Origin of the sequence: Pseudomonas sp. C6002 (assembly GCF_013385805.1) — a bacterium.
Classification (GTDB): domain Bacteria; phylum Pseudomonadota; class Gammaproteobacteria; order Pseudomonadales; family Pseudomonadaceae; genus Aquipseudomonas.
The window spans coordinates 47818-68098 of sequence record NZ_JACAPH010000033.1 but is presented as its reverse complement, the minus strand read 5'-3'; the positions used below and the strand labels follow the sequence as shown (position 1 = coordinate 68098).

Annotated in this window: 19 protein-coding genes; 6 read left to right on the top strand and 13 right to left on the bottom strand. The window is 59.3% G+C overall.

Features of this window, described 5'->3' with window-relative positions; translation table 11 throughout:
- Positions 1-109: 109 nt before the first annotated feature.
- From ruvC to HX817_RS25200, 6 genes are all read right to left on the bottom strand, one after another.
- Positions 110-634, bottom strand: a complete 525-nt coding sequence (gene ruvC / locus HX817_RS25225) for a crossover junction endodeoxyribonuclease RuvC (protein ID WP_003209812.1) — start codon at positions 632-634, stop codon at positions 110-112.
- A gap of 155 nt (positions 635-789) precedes the next feature.
- Positions 790-1536, bottom strand: a complete 747-nt coding sequence (locus tag HX817_RS25220) for a YebC/PmpR family DNA-binding transcriptional regulator (protein WP_003209810.1) — start codon at positions 1534-1536, stop codon at positions 790-792.
- 151 nt (positions 1537-1687) lie between these two features.
- Positions 1688-3463, bottom strand: a complete 1776-nt coding sequence (gene aspS, locus HX817_RS25215) for an aspartate--tRNA ligase (RefSeq protein ID WP_177041502.1) — start codon at positions 3461-3463, stop codon at positions 1688-1690.
- Positions 3464-3571: 108 nt separating this feature from the next.
- The gene (locus tag HX817_RS25210; RefSeq protein ID WP_003209804.1) at positions 3572-3793 is read right to left on the bottom strand and encodes an FmdB family zinc ribbon protein; all 222 of its coding nucleotides are present in this window, start codon (positions 3791-3793) and stop codon (positions 3572-3574) included.
- Between the two features lie 218 nt (positions 3794-4011).
- Positions 4012-4365 (bottom strand): ribbon-helix-helix domain-containing protein, encoded by a 354-nt coding sequence (locus HX817_RS25205; protein ID WP_043225921.1) that lies wholly within the window; start codon positions 4363-4365, stop codon positions 4012-4014.
- 209 nt (positions 4366-4574) lie between these two features.
- On the bottom strand, positions 4575-5048 hold the full coding sequence (locus HX817_RS25200) for a Dps family protein (protein ID WP_003209800.1): 474 nt from the start codon (positions 5046-5048) through the stop codon (positions 4575-4577).
- A 428-nt stretch (positions 5049-5476) separates the two neighbouring features.
- On the opposite strand from HX817_RS25200, the gene HX817_RS31500 reads away from it, so the two are divergent.
- Entirely contained in the window at positions 5477-6079 is a 603-nt protein-coding gene (locus HX817_RS31500) for a cold-shock protein (RefSeq protein ID WP_003209798.1), read from the top strand.
- A gap of 85 nt (positions 6080-6164) precedes the next feature.
- Here the strand turns inward: HX817_RS31500 and HX817_RS25190 are convergent, their stop codons facing one another.
- Complete coding sequence (locus tag HX817_RS25190; protein ID WP_003209796.1) at positions 6165-6371, bottom strand: SlyX family protein; 207 nt, start codon at positions 6369-6371, stop codon at positions 6165-6167.
- 3 nt (positions 6372-6374) lie between these two features.
- Complete coding sequence (locus HX817_RS25185) at positions 6375-6800, bottom strand: HIT domain-containing protein (RefSeq protein WP_003209794.1); 426 nt, start codon at positions 6798-6800, stop codon at positions 6375-6377.
- A gap of 883 nt (positions 6801-7683) precedes the next feature.
- On the opposite strand from HX817_RS25185, the gene HX817_RS25180 reads away from it, so the two are divergent.
- Complete coding sequence (locus tag HX817_RS25180) at positions 7684-8955, top strand: OprD family porin (RefSeq protein WP_003209790.1); 1272 nt, start codon at positions 7684-7686, stop codon at positions 8953-8955.
- A gap of 191 nt (positions 8956-9146) precedes the next feature.
- On the opposite strand, the gene HX817_RS25175 is transcribed toward HX817_RS25180, so the two are convergent.
- Positions 9147-9989, bottom strand: coding sequence for a mechanosensitive ion channel family protein (locus HX817_RS25175; RefSeq protein ID WP_003209787.1), 843 nt, complete (start codon positions 9987-9989; stop codon positions 9147-9149).
- Between the two features lie 133 nt (positions 9990-10122).
- Positions 10123-10608 carry a YajQ family cyclic di-GMP-binding protein gene (locus tag HX817_RS25170; RefSeq protein ID WP_017475669.1) on the bottom strand — a complete coding sequence of 162 codons (486 nt, stop codon included), beginning with the start codon at positions 10606-10608 and terminating at the stop codon, positions 10123-10125.
- A gap of 126 nt (positions 10609-10734) precedes the next feature.
- Between HX817_RS25170 and HX817_RS25165 the strand changes: the two genes are divergently transcribed.
- From HX817_RS25165 to HX817_RS25155, 3 genes are read left to right on the top strand one after another with little or no spacing between them, the layout of a single operon-like run.
- On the top strand, positions 10735-11652 hold the full coding sequence (locus HX817_RS25165; protein WP_177028601.1) for a putative 2-dehydropantoate 2-reductase: 918 nt from the start codon (positions 10735-10737) through the stop codon (positions 11650-11652).
- 46 nt (positions 11653-11698) lie between these two features.
- Positions 11699-13735 carry an ATP-binding protein gene (locus tag HX817_RS25160; RefSeq protein WP_003209782.1) on the top strand — a complete coding sequence of 679 codons (2037 nt, stop codon included), beginning with the start codon at positions 11699-11701 and terminating at the stop codon, positions 13733-13735.
- A 2-nt stretch (positions 13736-13737) separates the two neighbouring features.
- Positions 13738-14316: a cob(I)yrinic acid a,c-diamide adenosyltransferase gene (locus tag HX817_RS25155; protein WP_003209781.1), complete on the top strand. Its 579-nt coding sequence runs from the start codon at positions 13738-13740 to the stop codon at positions 14314-14316.
- Between the two features lie 84 nt (positions 14317-14400).
- Here the strand turns inward: HX817_RS25155 and HX817_RS25150 are convergent, their stop codons facing one another.
- The 3 genes from HX817_RS25150 to secA all read right to left on the bottom strand — a co-directional run bounded on the left by HX817_RS25150 (position 14401) and on the right by secA (position 19462).
- Positions 14401-15345, bottom strand: coding sequence for a Nudix family hydrolase (locus tag HX817_RS25150; protein WP_177041500.1), 945 nt, complete (start codon positions 15343-15345; stop codon positions 14401-14403).
- A gap of 41 nt (positions 15346-15386) precedes the next feature.
- Positions 15387-16604 carry a bifunctional glutamate N-acetyltransferase/amino-acid acetyltransferase ArgJ gene (gene argJ / locus HX817_RS25145; protein ID WP_177041498.1) on the bottom strand — a complete coding sequence of 406 codons (1218 nt, stop codon included), beginning with the start codon at positions 16602-16604 and terminating at the stop codon, positions 15387-15389.
- A 122-nt stretch (positions 16605-16726) separates the two neighbouring features.
- Entirely contained in the window at positions 16727-19462 is a 2736-nt protein-coding gene (gene secA / locus HX817_RS25140; protein ID WP_003209775.1) for a preprotein translocase subunit SecA, read from the bottom strand.
- 305 nt (positions 19463-19767) lie between these two features.
- On the opposite strand from secA, the gene HX817_RS25135 reads away from it, so the two are divergent.
- On the top strand, positions 19768-20223 hold the full coding sequence (locus tag HX817_RS25135) for a DUF721 domain-containing protein (protein ID WP_008432358.1): 456 nt from the start codon (positions 19768-19770) through the stop codon (positions 20221-20223).
- Positions 20224-20281 lie beyond the last annotated feature (58 nt).

The window sequence follows — 20281 nt, the reverse complement described above, 5'->3', positions numbered from 1 at the left end:
ATCCTTAAGAATCGGCTCAAATCAAGGCCTGGCCGGTAATAACGCGGGCATGCCGGCCGACAGCACAGGCCGTTCATGCACCCCACGCAGAATGAATGCGCTGATGCTATCAGAGACGCAGCCGGCCGCCACGACTGCGTGCGGTCCCCAAGCCATGGGGCATCAGGCTGGAACGGGTATGGGCATGGCAAATGGCAATGGCCAGGGCGTCGGAGGCATCGATTTGCGGTTTGGCGGTGAGTTTGAGCATGTGCATGACCATCATCATCACCTGCTCTTTATTGGCAGCACCGGTACCGACCACGGCTTGCTTGACCTGGGTCGCGGTGTATTCAGCGATCTCCATGCCCTCCTCGGCTCCGGCCACGATGGCCGCACCGCGGGCCTGGCCGAGCTTCAGGGCGGAGTCGGCGTTTTTCGCCATGAACACTTTTTCGATGCCCATGGTCACTGGCCCATAGGTCTGGATCACTTCACGCACGCCGCGATACACGATCTGCAAGCGCTCGGCCAACTCGCCGGCGCCGGTACGGATACAGCCCGACGCCACGTACACGCAGCCTCGCGGGGTCTGTTGGACCACGCCAAAGCCGGTGATTCGCGAACCGGGGTCGATACCTAGGATTAGAGTCATAACGCCTGCAGTTGGATAAAAAATTCTTGATATAGCCAAGATCAAAATGTGGGAGCGGGCTTGCTCGCGAAGGCGGTGTATCAGTCACCGTATTGACTGACTGACACGCCGCCTTCGCGAGCAAGCCCGCTCCCACATTAGATCTGCATCATCCTTCAGCCTAGCTGTTCAGCCACCGATTCCGGAATATCGGCATTGGAATAGACGTTCTGCACGTCATCCAGGTCTTCAAGCATGTCGAGCATCTTGAGTACCTTCTGCGCCCCGTCCAGGTCCAGCTCGGCGCTGGTGGTCGGCAGCATCACGATTTCCGCGTCGGTGCCTTTGAAACCAGCCGCTTCCAGGGCGTTACGCACCGAATAGAAGCCCGCGAACGAGGTGAACACGTCGATGGAACCGTCTTCGTTGGTCACCACGTCGTCGGCATCGGCCTCCATTGCCGCCTCAATCAGCGCATCTTCATCCACGCCAGGCGCGAAGGAAATCTGCCCCTTGCGCTCAAACAGGTAGGCCACCGAACCGTCAGTGCCGAGGTTGCCGCCACATTTGCTGAACGCATGGCGCACGGCAGCCGCGGTACGGTTGCGGTTGTCGGTCATGCACTCGACCATCACCGCCACGCCACCCGGGCCGTAGCCTTCGTAGCTCAACTCGACCATGTCGTCTGTATCGGCCGCACCGGCACCACGGGCCACGGCGCGGTCGATGATGTCGCGGCTCATGTTGGCGCCGAGGGCTTTGTCCAGGGCCAGGCGCAGGCGCGGGTTGGAACCCGGGTCACCGCCACCCTGGCGCGCGGCAACGGTCAGCTCGCGAATCCACTTGGTGAAGATCTTGCCTTTCTTGGCATCCTGACGCTCTTTGCGGTGCTTGATGTTCGCCCACTTGGAATGGCCAGCCATAACACAACTCCGAAATTCTGTAGAAACCTGTCGATCCCGCCCCAGGCGGGACTTCCCTCTTTAACGTGCAGCCCTTGTAACGCAAAGGCGCATCCGAAGATGCGCCCTTAGCTGACAATGTAAAACCTTATCGCGCTTTCACGCTGCGGCCTTACTCAGCCTTTGGTGTCTCGCGCAGACGGATATGCAGCTCGCGCAGTGCCTTGGCATCCACCACACCCGGCGCTTGCGTCATGACGTCGGCAGCACTTTGGGTTTTCGGGAAGGCAATCACTTCACGGATCGACTGGGCACCGGTCATCAGCATCACCAGACGGTCCAGGCCGAAGGCCAGGCCGCCATGGGGTGGCGCGCCGTATTTCAGGGCGTCGAGCAGGAAGCCGAACTTCTCTTGCTGCTCATCTTCGTTGATGCCCAGCAGGCGGAAGACCGATTGCTGCATTTCCTTGCGGTGGATACGGATCGAACCGCCACCCAGCTCGGTGCCGTTGAGCACCATGTCGTAGGCACGGGACAGAGCGCCAGCCGGGTTGGCTTCCAGCTCTTGCGGCGTGCACTTCGGCGCGGTGAACGGGTGGTGCAGTGCGCTGAAGCTGCCGTCGTCGTTTTCTTCGAACATCGGGAAGTCGACAACCCACATCGGCGCCCACTGGCAGGTCAGCAGGTTCAGGTCGTTGCCGACCTTGATCCGCAGTGCACCCAGCGCTTCGCTGACGATCTTCGACTTGTCGGCACCGAAGAACACGATGTCGCCGTCAACTGCGCCAACACGATCCAGGATCACATTGAGGTTGGCTTCAGGGATGTTCTTGACGATTGGCGACTGCAGGCCTTCGACGCCCTTGGCGCGCTCGTTGACCTTGATGTACGCCAGGCCCTTGGCACCGTAGATGCCAACGAACTTGGTGTAGTCGTCGATCTGCTTGCGCGGCATGCTCGCAGCGCCAGGCACGCGCAGTGCGGCGATACGGCATTTCGGGTCGTTGGCCGGGCCGCTGAACACCTTGAAGTCGACATCTTTCAGTTGGTCTTCAACGTCAACCAGTTCCAGCGGGTTACGCAGGTCTGGCTTGTCGGAACCGTAACGACGCATGGCTTCTTCGAAGGTCATGTGCGGGAATTCGCCGAACTCCAGGTTCAGCACTTCCTTGAACAGGTTGCGGATCATCTGCTCGGTGATGCCCATGATCTCTTTTTCATCGAGGAAACTGGTCTCGATGTCGATCTGGGTGAATTCCGGCTGGCGGTCGGCCCGCAGGTCTTCGTCACGGAAGCACTTGGCGATCTGGTAGTAACGGTCGAAGCCGGCGACCATCAGCAGTTGCTTGAACAGCTGTGGCGATTGCGGCAAGGCGAAGAAGGAACCGGCGTGGGTACGGCTCGGCACCAGGTAGTCGCGGGCGCCTTCCGGGGTAGCACGGGTCAGGATCGGCGTCTCGACGTCGAGGAAGCCGTTCTCGTCGAGGAAGCGACGGATGCTGGTGGTCATGCGCGAACGCAGGCGCAGCTTCTCGGCCATTTCCGGGCGACGCAGGTCCAGGAAGCGATAACGCAGGCGGGTTTCTTCGCCAACGTCAGAGAACTCGTTCAGCGGGAACGGCGGAGTTTCCGACTCGTTCAGCACTTCCAGTTCGTAACCCAGCACTTCGATCATGCCCGACGCCATGTTGGCGTTGGTGGCACCGGCCGGACGCAGGCGAACCTTGCCGGTGATCTTCACGACGTACTCGCTGCGCACGCGATCGGCGGCGGCGAAGCTCTCGGCGCGGTCCGGATCGAACACCACCTGGGCCAGACCACCACGATCACGGATATCGAGGAAGATCACCCCGCCGTGGTCGCGGCGACGGTGAACCCATCCGCAAAGGGTGATTTCCTGATCTTCCAGGGTCTCGTTCAGTTGGCCGCAATAGTGGCTGCGCATCATGATAGTGGTTTCGCTTCTCGTAATTCGAAATTCGGTGGAGGCCCGCCTCATCACCGTACAGCTAAGTCAGGTGACGGATAATGCAGGAGCCCGCGCGTAGAGTTCAACTCAGTCTGCTTTGTCGCCGCCGGCCAGATTCTTCTTCGAACCGGTCTTGAAGTCGGTCTCGTACCAACCGTTGCCACTCAGGCGAAAGCCCGGCATGGACAACATCTTCTTGAGCTCCGGTGCCTGGCAGGCAGGGCAATCGACCAGCGGCGCTGCGCTGATCTTTTGAATGGCTTCCAACTGATGACCACAGGAAGCGCATTGATAGTCGTACATGGGCATGGAGATGTCTCGGCGATCAGATCATTACTGCGCCACGCCCTGCCCTGGCTCTATCCTGTGGGAAAGTCCCGGCATGCGCAGCAAAGCCCGGGATTATATCTGGTAAATCGAGGCTGTGCAGCCGTAGCGGCGCGCTGCTCTTTATATAGATGACTGCAGCAGGCTTCTGCCGGGCGCCCGACCCGGGGCAATCCCGGGACGGGCGCCCGGCACAAGGTTCATGCAGGGTCCGGCTGGACACTGGGCGCGACAAGCCGCCCTTTCAATACATGCACCACGCAAACTACCCTGACCAGACCGCTGAAGTTCTTTACACCGCCATAACGCAAGTGCACTTCCCGGTCTACGTAAGACAGCAGCGCACTGACCGAACACGTATTGATCCTGGCGATCTCCGCGAGGATATTCCAATACACCTCTTCGAGCCGCAAACACGTCGAAAAACCATTAAGCCGAACCGATCGGGACAATGGCCTGGCCAAGTTCATATCGAACCCCTTGGCAAAGGGATCTACCTTTATCTTGTGCAATCCGCACGTTTCCATAACTCCATTACCTGCTCCGCGTGACATACACTTGACACTCCATTGCCTGACGGCCACTCATGTTCTCGTTGGCCGTTGAGCTATAAAACATCAAGACGACAAGTGCAGCCAGAAGACAGGGAGCCGATCACCGTAGGACAAGCCAACGCGCGTATCAGGAAGCTCGCGGAATCACGGAAATCGCCGGGAAGCAGGCATGCGAGGGGCGTCAGCTCGACGCCCTCCCGCCACCGGTGTTATTTGTTTTCGAGCAGGGAACGCAACATCCATGCGGTCTTTTCATGCACTTGCATACGCTGGGTCAGCAAGTCCGCCGTCGGTTCATCACTGACTTTATCCAACAACGGGAAGATCCCCCGGGCTGTGCGAGTCACCGCTTCCTGGCCTTCGACCAGTTGCTTGATCATGTCTTCAGCGCTCGGCACACCCTCTTCTTCCTTGATCGAAGAAAGTCGCGCATACACCGAGTAGGCACCCGGTGCGGGAAAGCCCAGGGCACGAATACGCTCTGCGATTGAATCCACCGCCAGCGCCAGTTCGTTGTACTGCTCTTCAAACATCAAGTGCAGTGTACGAAACATGGGCCCCGTTACGTTCCAATGGAAGTTGTGGGTCTTCAGGTAAAGTACATAGGTATCGGAAAGCAGTCGCGAAAGTCCATCAACGATTGATTTACGGTCTTCTTCACTGATACCAATATCGATTGCCATGTGTTTCCCCTTCAATTGATAAAAATTCATTGATCAGGTGCAGGACCACTCTAGCAAGAGTGCCGGCCGTGCGCAGCCTGGCTGACCCTTTCGAGGTGCGGCAAATCGCCCCTTGCAGAGCGGGCTTGCCCGACAGGCAAGGCTTCAACAGCTACCGGAAAAATTACCCAGCACCTACGAAAAAGCCTGCACCTGTCTAGGACAAGTGTTTGACGCAGAAATGCCGTGCCCCTTGTAACAGCCTGAAATGCTTGATTTGAGTAGGCACAGGCTTTGCTGTTAAATAGGCAGCGTGTCGCCGCCGATATTTTTCGCGGCAAGCGGCATAGGCTGATACCCGTGCACGTGCCCAACGCCTCCCATTGTTCAGAAGCGAACCGTGCCCGTCAGCTCTTCCTTGTGATCCGTCTTAACGTGAGTTAATCAAAATGTTGAAAATCGTCCACCTGCTAACGGGCGCTGCAGCTTTGCTGCTGTCCTTTATCCCCAGCCTGCGATCAGAGACCCTGCCTTACCTGCAGCAACCTGACGCTCTCTACCTGACCTTCTTTGGTCTTCTTAACCTGACACTGGCTCCAGTCATTCCATACTGGAACAAAGGCCCGCGTCATCAACTGCAAAACCTGGTCAGCGCCCTGCTGGTCCTGGCTGTTGTCGTGCAAACCCTCACCCTGCTGGCGCCTATGCCTGAAGTGGGTGGCCACCCGGCCGTCCTGCTCAGCCTGGCAATAGCACTGGTCGCCATCGTTCTTCATCTGGCCATCAGTTTTTACCGCTCCTCCCCGGCCGCTGCGTCGCAAAGCTACGACATGACCAACCGGGATACCGGGACCGTCAAGTGGTTCAACACCTCCAAGGGCTTCGGCTTTATTTCCCGGGATTCGGGCGACGATATCTTCGTCCACTTCCGGGCGATTCGCGGCGAAGGCCATCGCGTACTGGTGGAAGGCCAGCGCGTGGAGTTCTCCGTCATGAACCGTGACAAGGGCCTGCAAGCTGAAGATGTGATCGCCGCATTGCCGCGTCGCTGATTCCAGCACCCCGAAAAAAAGAAACCGCGATGCAGCCTGGCTGCATCGCGGTTTTTTTATGCCCGGGGGGTCAACCCCTGCCTTATTAATAATGAGGCGGCGGCGCCTCTTCCTCGGACGACTCGAACTGGCCGCCCATTTCTTCCTGGCGCTTGAGCAACGCAGTCATCTGCAACTGCAGGCGTTCCACGGCACGCTGCTGGGTGACCAGGATGTCATTCAGGGTCTCGATGGTGTCGTCCTGAAAGGCCAGGCGGCTTTCCAGGTCGGTCACGCGGGCTTGAAGATCCATGGCTCAAGCCTCCAGGAACGTGAAGTCGGCCGGCAGGATCTCGCGCAGGCGCGCACGAATTGCCACCACTTGCTCGTCACTGTAGGGCTTCGCCGGGTGCTTGCCCCAGACCGGCGCAGGCCAGGCCGCGTCGTCGCGCTTGCGTACGATCACATGCACGTGCAGTTGGCTGACCACATTACCCAAGGCACCGATATTCATTTTGTCGGCGCCGAACCCTTCGTTCAGCCACTGGGCCAGTGCCGTGCTTTCCTGCCACACCCGCTGCTGGTCGGCGACATCCAGTTGAAACACTTCGCTGATACCGTCGATGCGCGGCACCAGGATGAACCAGGGGTAATTCGAGTCATTGGAAAGCAGCAGCCGACACAGGGGGAAATCCCCGATAGGCAAGGTGTCTTGTTGAAGGCGTGGATCTAAGGCGAACACAGCAGTCACTCCCGTTCGGCGGGTCAGGTTTCAGGCGCCCAGCATACCTGCGAATGCCGGTCGCTTCACGGCGAATGCGCGTGGCCGAATACGCGCCCAAACAGGACGCCACGAAAAAAAGCGCACCATTTCGAGACAGGCCAATATTTCAGCTACGCTAAATGACCAATGTATCCAATTCTGATCAAAGTCGGGACGCGGAACATGCTTCAAGACCTTGAGCCAGACGGCTTTCAAAAGGCGAAGGCAGAACGGGAGCAGAAACGCAGTCAGTGAAACACTGCACCAAAATGACCCATTTGTGCTTCAAAGGGATCCGCCAACTACCCACCGAACGGGGTGAACCGGTAACGTTTTGCTCTGGTACAGGTTTTATGCGCCACCAAACCGGAGTGCGGCAGGCGCGTCAAGGCCAAACCAAACGGCGTAAAAAGCCCGTGCTTATGCGGTTTTTACAGGCCGTTGACACTTTTCACGAAAAAATCACATTCGGTTACGGGTTTGTGCACGCTTGTTGCATTCACACCCACATCGTCGACAACGGCACCGGCGGGAAGCAGGTGTTTCGCGACGGAAAATAACAGCGGTTCAATGCCTGATAGGGATGAGTTGAAACTTTCAGGGGTGACTTTTCCACCCCGCTTCCAAGGTTTTAAAACAGCATTGAAGTTGTCAGTCCGGTTACAAGTGGACTGTGAATTTGCGACATGGAGCTAGCAATTTACGACAGGCCCGTAAAGAAGCTGAAAGGATAGATGTGCAAGTATCGTCAATAATGTCTGCGTGATATAACTTTGCGCCGACACAAAAAAGAAAGAGCCGCCCAGACAAAAATATAGGTGGGACGGCAGTACTCTTCCTAAAACCAAAGGAGCAAATCACGATGCGCGTGATGAAGTGGAGCATGATCGCCCTGGCTGTTTCAGCAGGCACCTCGCAGTTCGCAATGGCGTCCTCCCAGGACGATTCCAAGGGCTTTGTTGAAGACAGCACTTTCAGCATCAACACTCGCCTCCTGAACTTTAGCCGCGACTTCCGTAACAATGACACCGGCAAGAGCCGCGTCGACGAAACCGGTCTGGGCTTCAACGGCCTGTACCAGTCGGGCTTCACCCAAGGCACCATCGGTGTGGGTGTCGACGTCATCGGTCTGTTGGGCGTCAAACTGGACAGCGGCAAGGGTCGTTCCGGCACTGGCCTGTTTCCAACTGGCTCCGACGGTCGCGCTCAGGATGATTACTCCAAGGGCGGCGGCGCAGTTAAGTTCCGTATCTCCGATACGGTCCTGAAAATCGGCGACCAGTACACCACCGCGCCTGTATTCGCTTCCGATGACAGCCGTCTGCTGCCTGAATTGCCACAGGGTATCTCGCTGACCAGCAACGAGATCAAAGGCCTGAAACTTGAAGGCGGTCACTTCACTTCGAGCGTGGCACAAGCCCAGACCTACCGCGACAGCCTGGGCCTGACAAAAACCGACTTCATCGGTGGTGTCTACGCCCTGACTCCAGAAGTCAGCGCCAGCCTCTACTACGCGAAGACCGAAGACTACTGGAAAAAAACCTACGCCAACCTGAACTGGACCCATGCGCTCAGCAATGAGCAGTCCCTGGCGGTCGACTTCAACATCTACAGCACCAAAAGTGATGGCGCTGGCCTGCAACGGGCTGAGAAAGACGGCACCACCAAACTGGACAACCGTGCCTACAGCTTGCAAGGCGCGTACACCATCCAGGCTCACACCTTTACCCTGGCCTACCAGAAGGTCAGCGGTGACGGTGACTACGGCTACGGCGTAGACGGCGGCGGCACGATCTTCCTTGCCAACTCCATCGCTCGTTCCGACTTCAACGCTGAAGACGAGAAGTCGTTCCAGGCTCGCTACGACCTGAACATGGCGACTTTCGGCGTACCAGGCCTGAGCTTCATGACTCGCTACGTCAAAGGTACCGGCGCCAACACCGCCGACACCTCGAACGGCAAAGAGTGGGAACGTGACATCGAAGCCAAGTACGTGATCCAGAGCGGCCCGGCAAAAGACCTGAGCCTGCGCGTGCGTCAAGCCACTTATCGCTCCAGCGATGGTGTGTACTACGGTTCGGCGTCCATCGACGAACTGCGTCTGATCGCGCAATACCCGCTGAACATCTTGTAATTGGCAGTTTGATTACAACGATGACTTAGGGTTTCGGCCCTAACTAAAAAGCCGCTCACTTGTTCGCAAGTGAGCGGCTTTTTTATTGCAACTTAATCTCAACAACCGGATAACTAGCAAGCTAACTATCTAGTTTAATCCTGCGTAACAAACCTGACACATCGGCCAGGTTTAATCATCCAGTCACACTATTACTTCCCAGCACTCTCCTGCATGACGCGAATAACCCGTTGTGGAAACGGAATATCAATACCCGCCGCTTTCAAACGGTCACGTGCCAGTTCATTGAACATGAACATCACATCCCAGTAATCCGAAGTCTTGGTCCAGACTCGCAGGGATACCGTGATCGAACTGTCGCCCAAGGTCGAAACTACCGCTGCCGGCGCAGGATCAGCCAATACACGTGGATCCTTGGCCAGTTCCAGCAGCACTTCACGTGCTTTCTGCAGGTCGGCTTCATAGTCGACACCCACGTCAAACACCACCTTGCGGGTCGGCTGACGATTGGTGTTGGTAATGAGGCCGTTGGACAGGCTGCCGTTCGGGATGATCACCGTCTTGTTGTCGCCGGTGCGCAACACGGTGTGGAAGATCTGGATGCTGTCGACGGTACCGGAAGTGCCCTGGGCTTCGATCCAGTCACCAATGCGGAACGGACGGAACAACAGAATCAGCACGCCGCCGGCGAAGTTCGCCAGGCTGCCTTGCAATGCCAGGCCGATGGCCAGGGTGGCGGCGCCGATCGCGGCAACGAACGAGGTGGTTGCGACGCCGATCATCGAGGCCACGTTGACCACCAGCATGACCTTGAGCGCAATGTTCGCAAGGCTGGTAATGAAGTGTTGCAGCGCCAGGTCAGCATTACGCAACGCCAGCAAACGCCCTACCCGGTGGGTCAAGACGTTGATCAGCCACCAACCAATGGCCAGGGTGACCACGGCCAGCAAAAATCGGCTGCCGTATTCCATGATCATCGGTAACCACGACTCCGAGGTCTTGATCAAGTGATCCACTTCAGCGTTCAAATCCATCTACATTCTCCTGTTTGCCGGATGTGCGGCCTTATCAATCCCCACATAACAAATGAGCCCCGAAGGGCTCAATCGTTTCTGCAGGTTCTGGGCGTGGGACGTCAAAAACGCCCACAGGTTCCCCAAAGTGCTATCAGTCGCGGAAGTTATTGAACTGCAGCGGCATGTCGAAGGTCTTGGCGCGCAGGGCAGCAATGGCCTCTTGCAAGTCGTCACGCTTCTTACCGGTGATACGTACCTGCTCGCCCTGGATGGAGGCCTGGACCTTGAGCTTGGCGTCCTTGACGTGAGCGACGATTTTCTTCGCCAGCTCCTTGTCGATGCCTTCCTTGAGCACGGCTTCCTGCTTCATCAGCTTGCCGGACGCATAGGCATCCTTGATTTCAAGGCACTGTGCATCGATCTTGCGCTTGACCAGAGACAGCTTGAGGATCTCAATCATCGCTTCCAGCTGGAAGTCGGCTTCCGCGGTCAGGTTGACGGTCAGCTCCTTTTCCTTGAACTCGAAGCTGCCCTTGCCCTTCAAGTCATAGCGGCGATCCAGCTCCTTGACGGCGTTCTCGACGGCGTTGGTGACTTCATGTTTGTCCAGTTCGGATACCACGTCGAACGACGGCATGTAATTTCTCCAATAAAAAAGGGGCGCGGCTCAGTAGAGATGGAGCACGCCCGGGCTAAAATGCCCGGGCATTATAGCGGTTCTTTCGCCTCGTTCACTGCGGGCAGCCTTACGGAGTAAAAACTGATGTCGACCACCTGGCACGTCCTCGGCGCCGGCAGCCTCGGAACACTGTGGGCCGCCCGCCTGGCCCGCGCCGGTCTGCCCGTGCGCCTGATCCTGCGGGATCCCGGGCGGTTGGCGAGTTATCAGACGGCCAATGGCCTGACCCTGGTCGAGCAAGGCGTGGCTCACACCTACCCGGTCGTCGGCGAAACCTCCGACAGCCCTGGGCCAATTCATCGCCTGCTGGTGGCGTGCAAGGCCTACGACGCCCAGGAAGCCGTCGCACAGCTGGAACATCGACTGGTGCCGGACGCCGAACTGATCCTGTTGCAAAACGGGCTGGGCAGCCAGGACGCAGTCGCCGCCCAACTGCCCCAGGCACGCTGCATCTTCGCCTCCAGCACCGAAGGCGCGTTTCGCGAGAGTGACTGGCGAGTAGTGTTTGCCGGCCATGGCTACACCTGGCTGGGGGATGCTCGGCACCCTACTCCGCCGCTGTGGCTGGATGACCTGCAAGCCGCCGGCATTCCCCATGAGTGGAGCACCGACATCCTCACCCGCCTGTGGCGCAAACTGGCCCTGAACTGCGCCATCAACCCGCTGACCGTGCTTTACCAGTGTCGCAATGGCGAGCTGCAAGCCCATCAGTGCGAAGTGGCCACCCTGTGCGCCGAACTCGCCGACCTGCTGGAATGCTGCGGCCAACCCGCTGCCGCAGAGGATTTGCACAGCGAAGTGGAACGGGTAATCCAGGCCACGGCGGCCAATTACTCCTCGATGTACCAGGACGTGGCCAGTGCCCGACGCACCGAAATCAGCTATTTGCTGGGCTATGCCTGCCAGGCGGCCGCCCGCCACCAACTGAGCTTGCCGCACCTGCAACAACTCCAGGCGCGCCTGGTACGGCAACTGTCTGCACGCGGATTGCCCAGCGACTGAAGCACGCGCTACCCTGCCTGCTTGTTCCTTTGCAGCGAAAACCTTGATGCCACTGCGCCAGCGTCTCGAAAATCTACCGGTTGGGCAGAAACTGCTGGCGGCCCTGCTGGTTTTGTTGACCACCGTCTTGCTGGTGGCCAACCTGACCTTTATCAGCGCCGCCTACTGGATCTCCCAGGAAAGCATGGCGCCCCAGGCCTTGCAGGCCATCGGTCGGCTGGTGTCCAACCCGTCGCTCGCCGCCGAGTCACTGGACTCACCGCTCAAGGCGCAAACCCTGCTGGATGAACTGACCAGCTACTCGCCATTGCGGGCCGCGGCCTTATACGACGGAGATGGCACGCGCCTGGCCCAGCTGCAACATGCCAATCGCCTGCACCTGCCAGATAATTTCCGGGACATTGAAACCTGGCGTACCACCGAATTTCGCAGCAACCAGGTGATCACCCTACCCCGTGCCGGCAAACCGTCCGGGCACTTGTTGCTGGTGGCCAGCAGCGAACTGCCGGTGGCTTTCTATACCGGTACCTTCACCGCCAGCCTGGGTATCCTGATCTTCAGCGTGCTGCTGTGGCTGGTGATCGCCCGGCAGATCAAGCGCCTGATTACCCGGCCGATCCATGAACTGGAAGAATTGTCGCGCCAGGTCACCCGGGAAGAGAACTACGCCCTGCGCGCCGGTCGCGGCAACCATGATGAAATCGGCAGCCTCGCCGAAGCTTTCAACACCATGCTTTCGCGCATTGAAGCCCGTGAGCAGCAACTCAAGCGCGCGCGAGACGATTCCCAGGCCGCCTACGATCAAGCCCAGGGCCTGGCGGAAGAAACCCGCCACACCAACCGCAAGCTGGAACTGGAAGTGCAGGTGCGCAGCAAGATCGAGAAAAAGCTCACCGGCTTCCAGAACTACCTCAACAGCATCATCGACTCGATGCCCTCGGCACTGATCGCCCTCGACGAACAGCTCTACGTCACCCAATGGAACCAGGAAGCCAGCGCACTTTCCGGGACCCGCCTGGACGAGGCACTGAACCAGCCGATCTTCCTCGCCTTCCAGCCGCTCAAGCCGTTCCTGCCGCAGATCAAGGCCACGGTCGAGCAACACACCGTGGAGCGGATCGAGCGCGTTACCTGGGTCAAGGATGACGAACCCAAGCACTACGCCCTGACCTTCTATCCGTTGATGGGCGGTGCCGGACGCGGCGTGGTGATCCGGATCGACGACATCACCCAGCGCCTGTCCCTGGAAGAAATGATGGTGCAGTCAGAGAAAATGCTCTCGGTCGGTGGCCTGGCCGCCGGCATGGCGCACGAAATCAACAACCCGTTGGGAGCGATCCTGCATAACGTGCAGAACATTCGCCGCCGGTTGTCCAACGAACTGCCGAAAAACCTCGAGCACGCCGAACAGGCGGGCATCGACCTGGACTCGGTCAACCGCTACCTGCAAAGCCGCGAAGTGCCACAGTTGCTCGACGGCATCCAGCAGGCTGGCGCCCGGGCGGCGAAAATCGTCACCCACATGCTCAGCTTCAGCCGCCGCAGCAACCGGCAGATGGCGCCGTGCGACTTGCCGGCCTTGATCGACCAGGCCGTGGAAATTGCCGGCAACGACTTCGACCTCACCGTCGGCTTCGACTTCAAGGGCCAGGCGATCATCCGCCAGTTCGACCCGCAACTGGGCCCGGTACCCGGCACCGCCAACGAACTGGAGCAAGTACTGCTCAACCTGCTGAAAAACGCCGCCCAGGCGATTCATCAGCGCGAAGACGGCAGCGAGCCCGGCCGGATCATCCTGCGCACCCGGCTCAACCCGCCGTGGGCAGAAATCCAGGTGGAAGACAACGGCATCGGTATGAGCGAGAACGTGCGCAAACGCACGTTTGAGCCGTTCTTCACCACCAAGGAAATCGGCCAGGGCACCGGGCTTGGGTTGTCGGTTTCGTATTTCATCATCACCAACAATCACAAGGGGCAGATGGAAGTGCATTCGACCCTTGGCCAGGGTACCTGCTTCACCTTGCGCCTGCCCCTGGCGGGCAGCCAATTGCCACCCAACGAACTCACTCAACTGGAGCGCTAACCATGGGCTTTCGCCTGTCGAAAATTTACACCCGTACCGGCGACAAGGGCGAAACCGGCCTGGGCGACGGCCGCCGCGTGCCCAAGGACCATCCACGGGTGGAGGCGATTGGCGAGGTGGATGCGCTGAACAGCCAGTTGGGTTTGTTGCTGGCGGGATTGGAGGAACAAAGCGGGCAGCATCCAGCGTTGAAGGATGTGATCGAGGTGCTGACACCTTGCCAGCATCGTCTGTTTGACCTGGGCGGCGAATTGGCGATGCCGGTGTACAAGGCGCTGAACGCGGCGGAAGTCGACCGCCTTGAGGCGGCGATCGATCGCTGGAATGAAGAGGTCGGGCCGCTGGAGAACTTCATTCTGCCGGGTGGTTCGGCGTTGATTGCCCAGGCCCATGTATGCCGAAGCCTGGCTCGCAGTGCGGAGCGCCGGTGTCAGCACCTGAATGCGCAGGAACCGCTGGAAGGCGTCGGGTTGGCGTACATCAACCGGCTGTCGGACTTGCTCTTTGTGGCAGCCAGGGTGATTGCCAAGCGCCAGGGCGTTGCAGAGATCTTGTGGCAGGCGGCGGCAAAGCCGCACTGATGCTTACTGACCGATTGCAACCTGTGGCGAGGGAGCTTGCTCCCTCGCCACAACAGCTACCCTGGCCACTCGCCAGGGTTATGCCTAAACCTCAGGCCAGAACGCCCGAATCCCCGCCACACCTTGAGCACCAGCCTCCCAGGCCTTTTCCCGCTCAGCAGGACCCACCCCACCGAGCAAGAACACCGGTTTGCTGAACCCACTGATCAACTGCTGTGCCTGCTCCCAGCCCAACGGCTCGGCATCAGGATGAGTCTGGGTCGGCTGCACCGGCGACAAGGTGACGAAATCCACGTCCATCAACTCCGCCAAGGCTAATTCCTCAGCATTGTGGCAAGACGCCGCCAACCAGCGATCCTTCGGCAAAGGACGTCCCTTGCTGGCGTACTTGCGCAGTTGCGCCGAGGTCATATGCCAGCCGGCCGCGGGAAAATCCCCCAGCCATTCAAACGGCCCCTTGAGCATCAGTTGCGCCTTGCCCGCACACAGGCCCACGGCGTCCACCGCCAGGTCACGGTACTTGGGGTCGTAACCGTTGGGGGCACGCAGCTGAACCAGCTTGATGCCACCAGCGATGGCTTTTTGAATACCGCGCAGCAGGACGGGTGTCTCCAGCTCGCCCGGAGTGATCAAGTAGTCAGCCGGCAAACGCGCCGCCGCAACGATCGGCGCATTGGCTGCCGGAAACTCATAGTTCGGCAGGTCCCGCTGGGTCACCCACTCAAGGGGTTGGCCTTCGGCACCGTGGGGCTCGCCGGTAAAGGCCGAGACTTCCCAGACATCCAGCAACACCTGTTTGTCCGGGTAATCATGCTGCACCTTGATCAACGGGCGAGCCGCCGTGACCTGGATGCCCAGCTCCTCCTGCAATTCACGGGACAGCGCGGTAGCGACCGACTCATCGGCCTCCACCTTGCCACCGGGAAACTCCCAGAGGCCGCCCTGATGCTGGGTATCGGCGCGGCGCGCCAGCAGAATCCTGCCGTCGACCCCCCGGATGACCGCTGCTGCTACATGAACTCGTTTCACCGCACTATTTCCTCTGAATCGGTTTGAAGACCTGCCTGGTATCAGGTGCGGTATTCCGCGTTGATCTTCACGTACTCGTGGGATAGGTCGGTGGTCCAGATGGTTTCGCTGCACTCACCGCGACCCAATTCGATACGGATGGTGATTTCTTCCTGCTGCATCACCGCCGAACCCTGGGCTTCGGTGTACGTCTCGGCCCGGGCGCCACGGCTGGCGATGCACACTTCGCCGAGGAACACGTCGATCTTGCTCACGTCCAGGTTCGGCACGCCGGCACGGCCCACAGCGGCCAGGATACGGCCCCAGTTCGGGTCGGAGGCAAACAGTGCGGTCTTGATCAGCGGCGAGTGAGCCACGGTGTAACCGACATCCAGGCATTCCTGGTGATTACCGCCGCCGTTGACTTCAACCGTCACAAACTTGGTGGCGCCTTCGCCGTCGCGCACGATGGCCTGGGCCACGTCCATGCACACTTCGAACACCGCCTGCTTCAACGCGGCGAAATACGCGCCGTTGGACGAGGTGATTTCCGGCAGGTCAGCCTGGCCGGTGGCGATCAACATGCAGCAATCGTTGGTCGAGGTGTCGCCGTCGATGGTGATGCGGTTGAAGGACTTGTTGGCGCCGTCGAGCATCAGGTTTTGCAGCACGTCACGGGAGACTTTGGCGTCGGTGGCGATATAGCCCAGCATGGTCGCCATGTTCGGGCGAATCATGCCGGCGCCTTTGCTGATGCCCGTGACGGTAACGGTCACGCCTTCGTGCACAAACTGACGGCTGGCGCCTTTTGGCAGAGTATCGGTGGTCATGATCCCGGTAGCCGCAGCCGCCCAGTTATCCACCGACAGGTCATCCAGCGCTGCTTGCAGCGCGCCTTCGATTTTCTCTACCGGCAGCGGCTCACCGATCACACCGGTGGAGTACGGCAGCACCTGGCTGGCGTCTACGCCGGTCAGCTCCGCCAGCTTGGCGCAGGTGCGGGCAGCGGCGGCCAGGCCAGGCTCGCCGGTCCCGGCGTTGGCATTGCCGGTGTTGGTCAACAGGTAACGCACCGGGCCTTCGACACGCTGCCTGGCCAGAATCACGGGCGCGGCGCAAAACGCGTTCAGGGTGAACACACCCGCGACGGTCGAGCCTTCGGCACAGCGCATCACCACCACATCCTTGCGCCCCGGGCGCTTGATGCCCGCCGAAGCGATACCGAGTTCAAACCCGGCAACCGGGTGCAACGTGGGCAAAGGACCAAGACCAACAGCCATGAATGCGCTCCTAAAAATATTGGGTGTGTACCCCGTCGCTATCGACGGTGACGAAATGGCAAAACGCCGCGACGGCTGATGCCGGTCGCGGCGCGGGGGTGTTGCAGCGTCAGGCGAAAATCTTAGTTGATTTCGCCGTGGCAGTGCTTGAACTTCTTGCCCGAACCGCACCAGCACAGTTCGTTGCGGCCCAGCTTCTGTTCGTTGCGCACCGGGGCCTGGGCCAGGGCCACATCGACCTCTTCACCCAATACTTCCGGAGCCTCAAGACCAGGCGCTTCGTCGTGCTGGAACTGCATGCGCGCAGCCAGTGCCTCAGCTTCCTGACGCAGGCGGGCTTCTTCCTCGATCGGGTCTTCGCGACGCACCTGAACGTGGGACAGCACACGAATCGAATCGCGCTTGATCGAATCCAGCAGTTCGGAGAACAGCGTGAACGACTCGCGCTTGTACTCCTGCTTCGGGTTCTTCTGGGCGTAGCCACGCAAGTGGATGCCGTGACGCAGGTGGTCCATGGTCGACAGGTGGTCTTTCCACAGGTCGTCCAGCACACGCAGTACGATTTGCTTCTCGAAGGTGCGCAGTGCTTCGGCACTCGCCTGCTCTTCTTTCTCGTTGTAAGCGGCCAGCAGCTCGGTCATGAGCTTCTCGCGCAGGGTTTCTTCGTACAGGTGGTCGTCTTCGTCGAGCCATTGCTGGACCGGCAAGTCGACACCGAAGTCGCTCTTCAACGCAGCTTCCAGGCCGGCAACATCCCACTGCTCAGGCAGGGACTGTGGCGGAATATGGGCGCTGACGGTGGCGTTGAGCACGTCCTGGCGGAAATCGGCAATGGTCTCGCCGATGTTGGTGGCGGCCAACAAACTGTTACGCATGTGATAAATCACTTTACGCTGTTCGTTGTTGACGTCATCGAACTCGAGCAGTTGCTTACGAATGTCGAAGTTACGGCCTTCTACCTTGCGCTGGGCCTTCTCGATGGCGTTGGTCACCATGCGGTGTTCAATCGCCTCACCGGACTGCATGCCCAGGGCTTTCATGAAGTTCTTCACCCGATCCGAGGCGAAGATGCGCATCAGGCTGTCTTCCAGGGACAGGTAGAAACGGCTGGAACCGGCGTCACCCTGACGACCGGCACGACCACGCAGCTGGTTGTCGATACGGCGCGATTCGTGACGCTCGGACGCGATCACCTGCAAGCCGCCGGACTCCAGCACTTGCTGGTGGCGCTTCTGCCAGTCGGCCTTGATCTGCGCGATCTGCTCAGGGGTCGGGTTGTCCAGGGACGCAACTTCCACTTCCCAGTTACCGCCCAACAGGATGTCGGTACCACGACCGGCCATGTTGGTGGCGATGGTCAGTGCGCCCGGGCGACCGGCCTGGGCAATGATCTCGGCTTCTTTTTCGTGGAACTTGGCGTTGAGGACCTTGTGCTCGATGCCTTCCTTGGCCAGCAAGCTGGACATGTGCTCGGAAGTTTCGATGGTGGCAGTACCCACCAGCACTGGACGGCCCTGGGCCATGCATTCCTTGATGTCGGCGACGATTGCAGCGTATTTCTCGTCGGCGGTCAGGAACACCAGGTCGTTGAAGTCTTTACGCGCCAGCGGCTTGTTCGGCGGGATAACCATCACCGACAGACCGTAGATCTGGTGGAATTCGAACGCTTCGGTGTCGGCTGTACCGGTCATGCCGGACAGTTTGTTGTACAGACGGAAGTAGTTCTGGAAGGTGGTCGAGGCCAGGGTCTGGCTTTCAGCCTGGATGTTCAGGGCTTCCTTGGCTTCGATCGCCTGGTGCAGGCCTTCCGACAAACGGCGACCCGGCATGGTACGACCGGTGTGTTCGTCGACCAGTACGACCTGGCCGTCCTGCACGATGTATTCAACGTTGCGATGGAACAGCTTGTGAGCACGCAGGCCCGCATATACGTGGGTCAACAGGCCCAGGTTGTGCGCCGAGTACAGGCTCTCGCCTTCGGCCAGCAGGCCGATCTGGGTCAGCATGTCTTCGACGAACTGGTGACCGGCTTCGTTGAGTTCGACCTGGCGGGTCTTCTCGTCGATGGTGAAGTGACCTTCTTTGGTCACCACGCCTTCCACTTCCTCGATGTGTTGCTCAAGGCGCGGGATCAGCTTGTTGATCTCGGTGTACAGGCGCGAGCTGTCCTCGGCCTGGCCGGAAATGATCAGCGGGGTACGGGCTTCGTCGATCAGGATGGAGTCGACTTCGTCGATCACGGCAAAATTGAGTTCGCGCTGGAATTTTTCTTCCATGCTGAACGCCATGTTGTCGCGCAGGTAGTCGAAACCGAATTCGTTGTTGGTACCGTAGGTGATGTCGGCAGCATAGGCGGCGCGCTTCTCTTCCGGCGGCTGGAACGGCGTGACAACGCCGACGGTCAGGCCGAGGAATTCGTACAGCGGACGCATCCAGTTGGCATCCCGGCGGGCCAGGTAGTCGTTCACCGTCACAACGTGCACGCCCTTGCCGGACAGTGCGTTGAGGTAAACGCCCAGAGTTGCCACCAGGGTCTTGCCTTCACCGGTACGCATTTCGGCAATCATGCCTTCATGCAAGGTCATGCCGCCGATCAACTGGACGTCGAAGTGGCGCATGCCCATGACACGCTTACCGGCTTCGCGGGCGACCGCAAAGGCTTCGGGAAGCAGCTTGTCGAGGGTTTCACCTTTGGCTATGCGGGCCTTGAACTCTTCGGTCTTGGCGCGCAATTGCTCGTCCGAAAGGGCAACCATCTGCTCTTCGAAGGCATTGACCAGCTGCACCGTCTTGAGCATGCGTTTGACTTCGCGCTCATTCTTGCTTCCAAAAAGTTTCTTTAACAAAGGCGCAAACATATCGGCAGGTTCTTCCACACATAGGGATGGAGGGCGCCCCGTGAGTCGCCCGAGCAGCCCTCACGGCCGCATGCGAACGAGCATTCTACCCGGAAACGTGGGTGAGGAAAGTGGCGTTATTCCACGATGCTGGCACGGCGCTCTTGGAGGGCTTGTTTAAAATAAGGGCTTTTTGCTGAACTTCAACCCATTCGGGTAATAAGTTACTCGTTGATTTAATGGATAAACTGCCGGTAATGCAATGGCGGCGGTGTCGCAGACGCTTTCTGCTACCATGGCCTCTCTGTTACTTAAGGTGTCTAGTCATGGCATTTCGCCCTCTTACGGCCCGAGCTCCCGCCGTGTTGCTTCGCGAAGCCAAGCCTTTAAAAGCCATCTTCGGCCATGCGCAACGCCTTGGTCATCTGCAACGCCTGGTAGAAAGCCAACTGCAGCCCGCCGCCCGCGAACACTGCCATGTGGCCTCGTGGCGCGAGGGCAATCTGCTGCTGATCGTCACCGACGGCCATTGGGCGACGCGCCTGCGCTACCAGCAGAAACGTTTGCAGCGCCAATTGATGGCCTTCGACGAATTCGCCAGCCTGACGCGCATCCAGTTCAAGGTGCAACCGCCGACCGTGCCGCAAGGCGCGGTGGGGCATACGATGGATTTGTCGGAAATCGCCGCCGAAACCATTCAGGCCACGGCAGACGGGATTACCGATCCGAATTTACGCGCTGCGCTGGAGCGGCTGGCCGCTCACGCCAAACCCAAAACCTGAGACCGGCGTAGAACCAAGTGTGGGAGCGGGCTTGCTCGCGAAGGTGGCGTGTCAGTCA

Bases quoted from the DNA above. Each gene is read 5' to 3' on its own strand.
- ruvC (WP_003209812.1), bottom strand. From the start codon at position 634: ATGACTCTAATCCTAGGTATCGACCCCGGTTCGCGAATCACCGGCTTT.
- HX817_RS25220 (WP_003209810.1), bottom strand. From the start codon at position 1,536: ATGGCTGGCCATTCCAAGTGGGCGAACATCAAGCACCGCAAAGAGCGT.
- aspS (WP_177041502.1), bottom strand. From the start codon at position 3,463: ATGATGCGCAGCCACTATTGCGGCCAACTGAACGAGACCCTGGAAGAT.
- HX817_RS25210 (WP_003209804.1), bottom strand. From the start codon at position 3,793: ATGCCCATGTACGACTATCAATGCGCTTCCTGTGGTCATCAGTTGGAA.
- HX817_RS25205 (WP_043225921.1), bottom strand. From the start codon at position 4,365: ATGTCACGCGGAGCAGGTAATGGAGTTATGGAAACGTGCGGATTGCAC.
- HX817_RS25200 (WP_003209800.1), bottom strand. From the start codon at position 5,048: ATGGCAATCGATATTGGTATCAGTGAAGAAGACCGTAAATCAATCGTT.
- HX817_RS31500 (WP_003209798.1), top strand. From the start codon at position 5,477: ATGTTGAAAATCGTCCACCTGCTAACGGGCGCTGCAGCTTTGCTGCTG.
- HX817_RS25190 (WP_003209796.1), bottom strand. From the start codon at position 6,371: ATGGATCTTCAAGCCCGCGTGACCGACCTGGAAAGCCGCCTGGCCTTT.
- HX817_RS25180 (WP_003209790.1), top strand. From the start codon at position 7,684: ATGCGCGTGATGAAGTGGAGCATGATCGCCCTGGCTGTTTCAGCAGGC.
- HX817_RS25175 (WP_003209787.1), bottom strand. From the start codon at position 9,989: ATGGATTTGAACGCTGAAGTGGATCACTTGATCAAGACCTCGGAGTCG.
- HX817_RS25170 (WP_017475669.1), bottom strand. From the start codon at position 10,608: ATGCCGTCGTTCGACGTGGTATCCGAACTGGACAAACATGAAGTCACC.
- HX817_RS25165 (WP_177028601.1), top strand. From the start codon at position 10,735: ATGTCGACCACCTGGCACGTCCTCGGCGCCGGCAGCCTCGGAACACTG.
- HX817_RS25160 (WP_003209782.1), top strand. From the start codon at position 11,699: ATGCCACTGCGCCAGCGTCTCGAAAATCTACCGGTTGGGCAGAAACTG.
- HX817_RS25155 (WP_003209781.1), top strand. From the start codon at position 13,738: ATGGGCTTTCGCCTGTCGAAAATTTACACCCGTACCGGCGACAAGGGC.
- argJ (WP_177041498.1), bottom strand. From the start codon at position 16,604: ATGGCTGTTGGTCTTGGTCCTTTGCCCACGTTGCACCCGGTTGCCGGG.
- secA (WP_003209775.1), bottom strand. From the start codon at position 19,462: ATGTTTGCGCCTTTGTTAAAGAAACTTTTTGGAAGCAAGAATGAGCGC.
- HX817_RS25135 (WP_008432358.1), top strand. From the start codon at position 19,768: ATGGCATTTCGCCCTCTTACGGCCCGAGCTCCCGCCGTGTTGCTTCGC.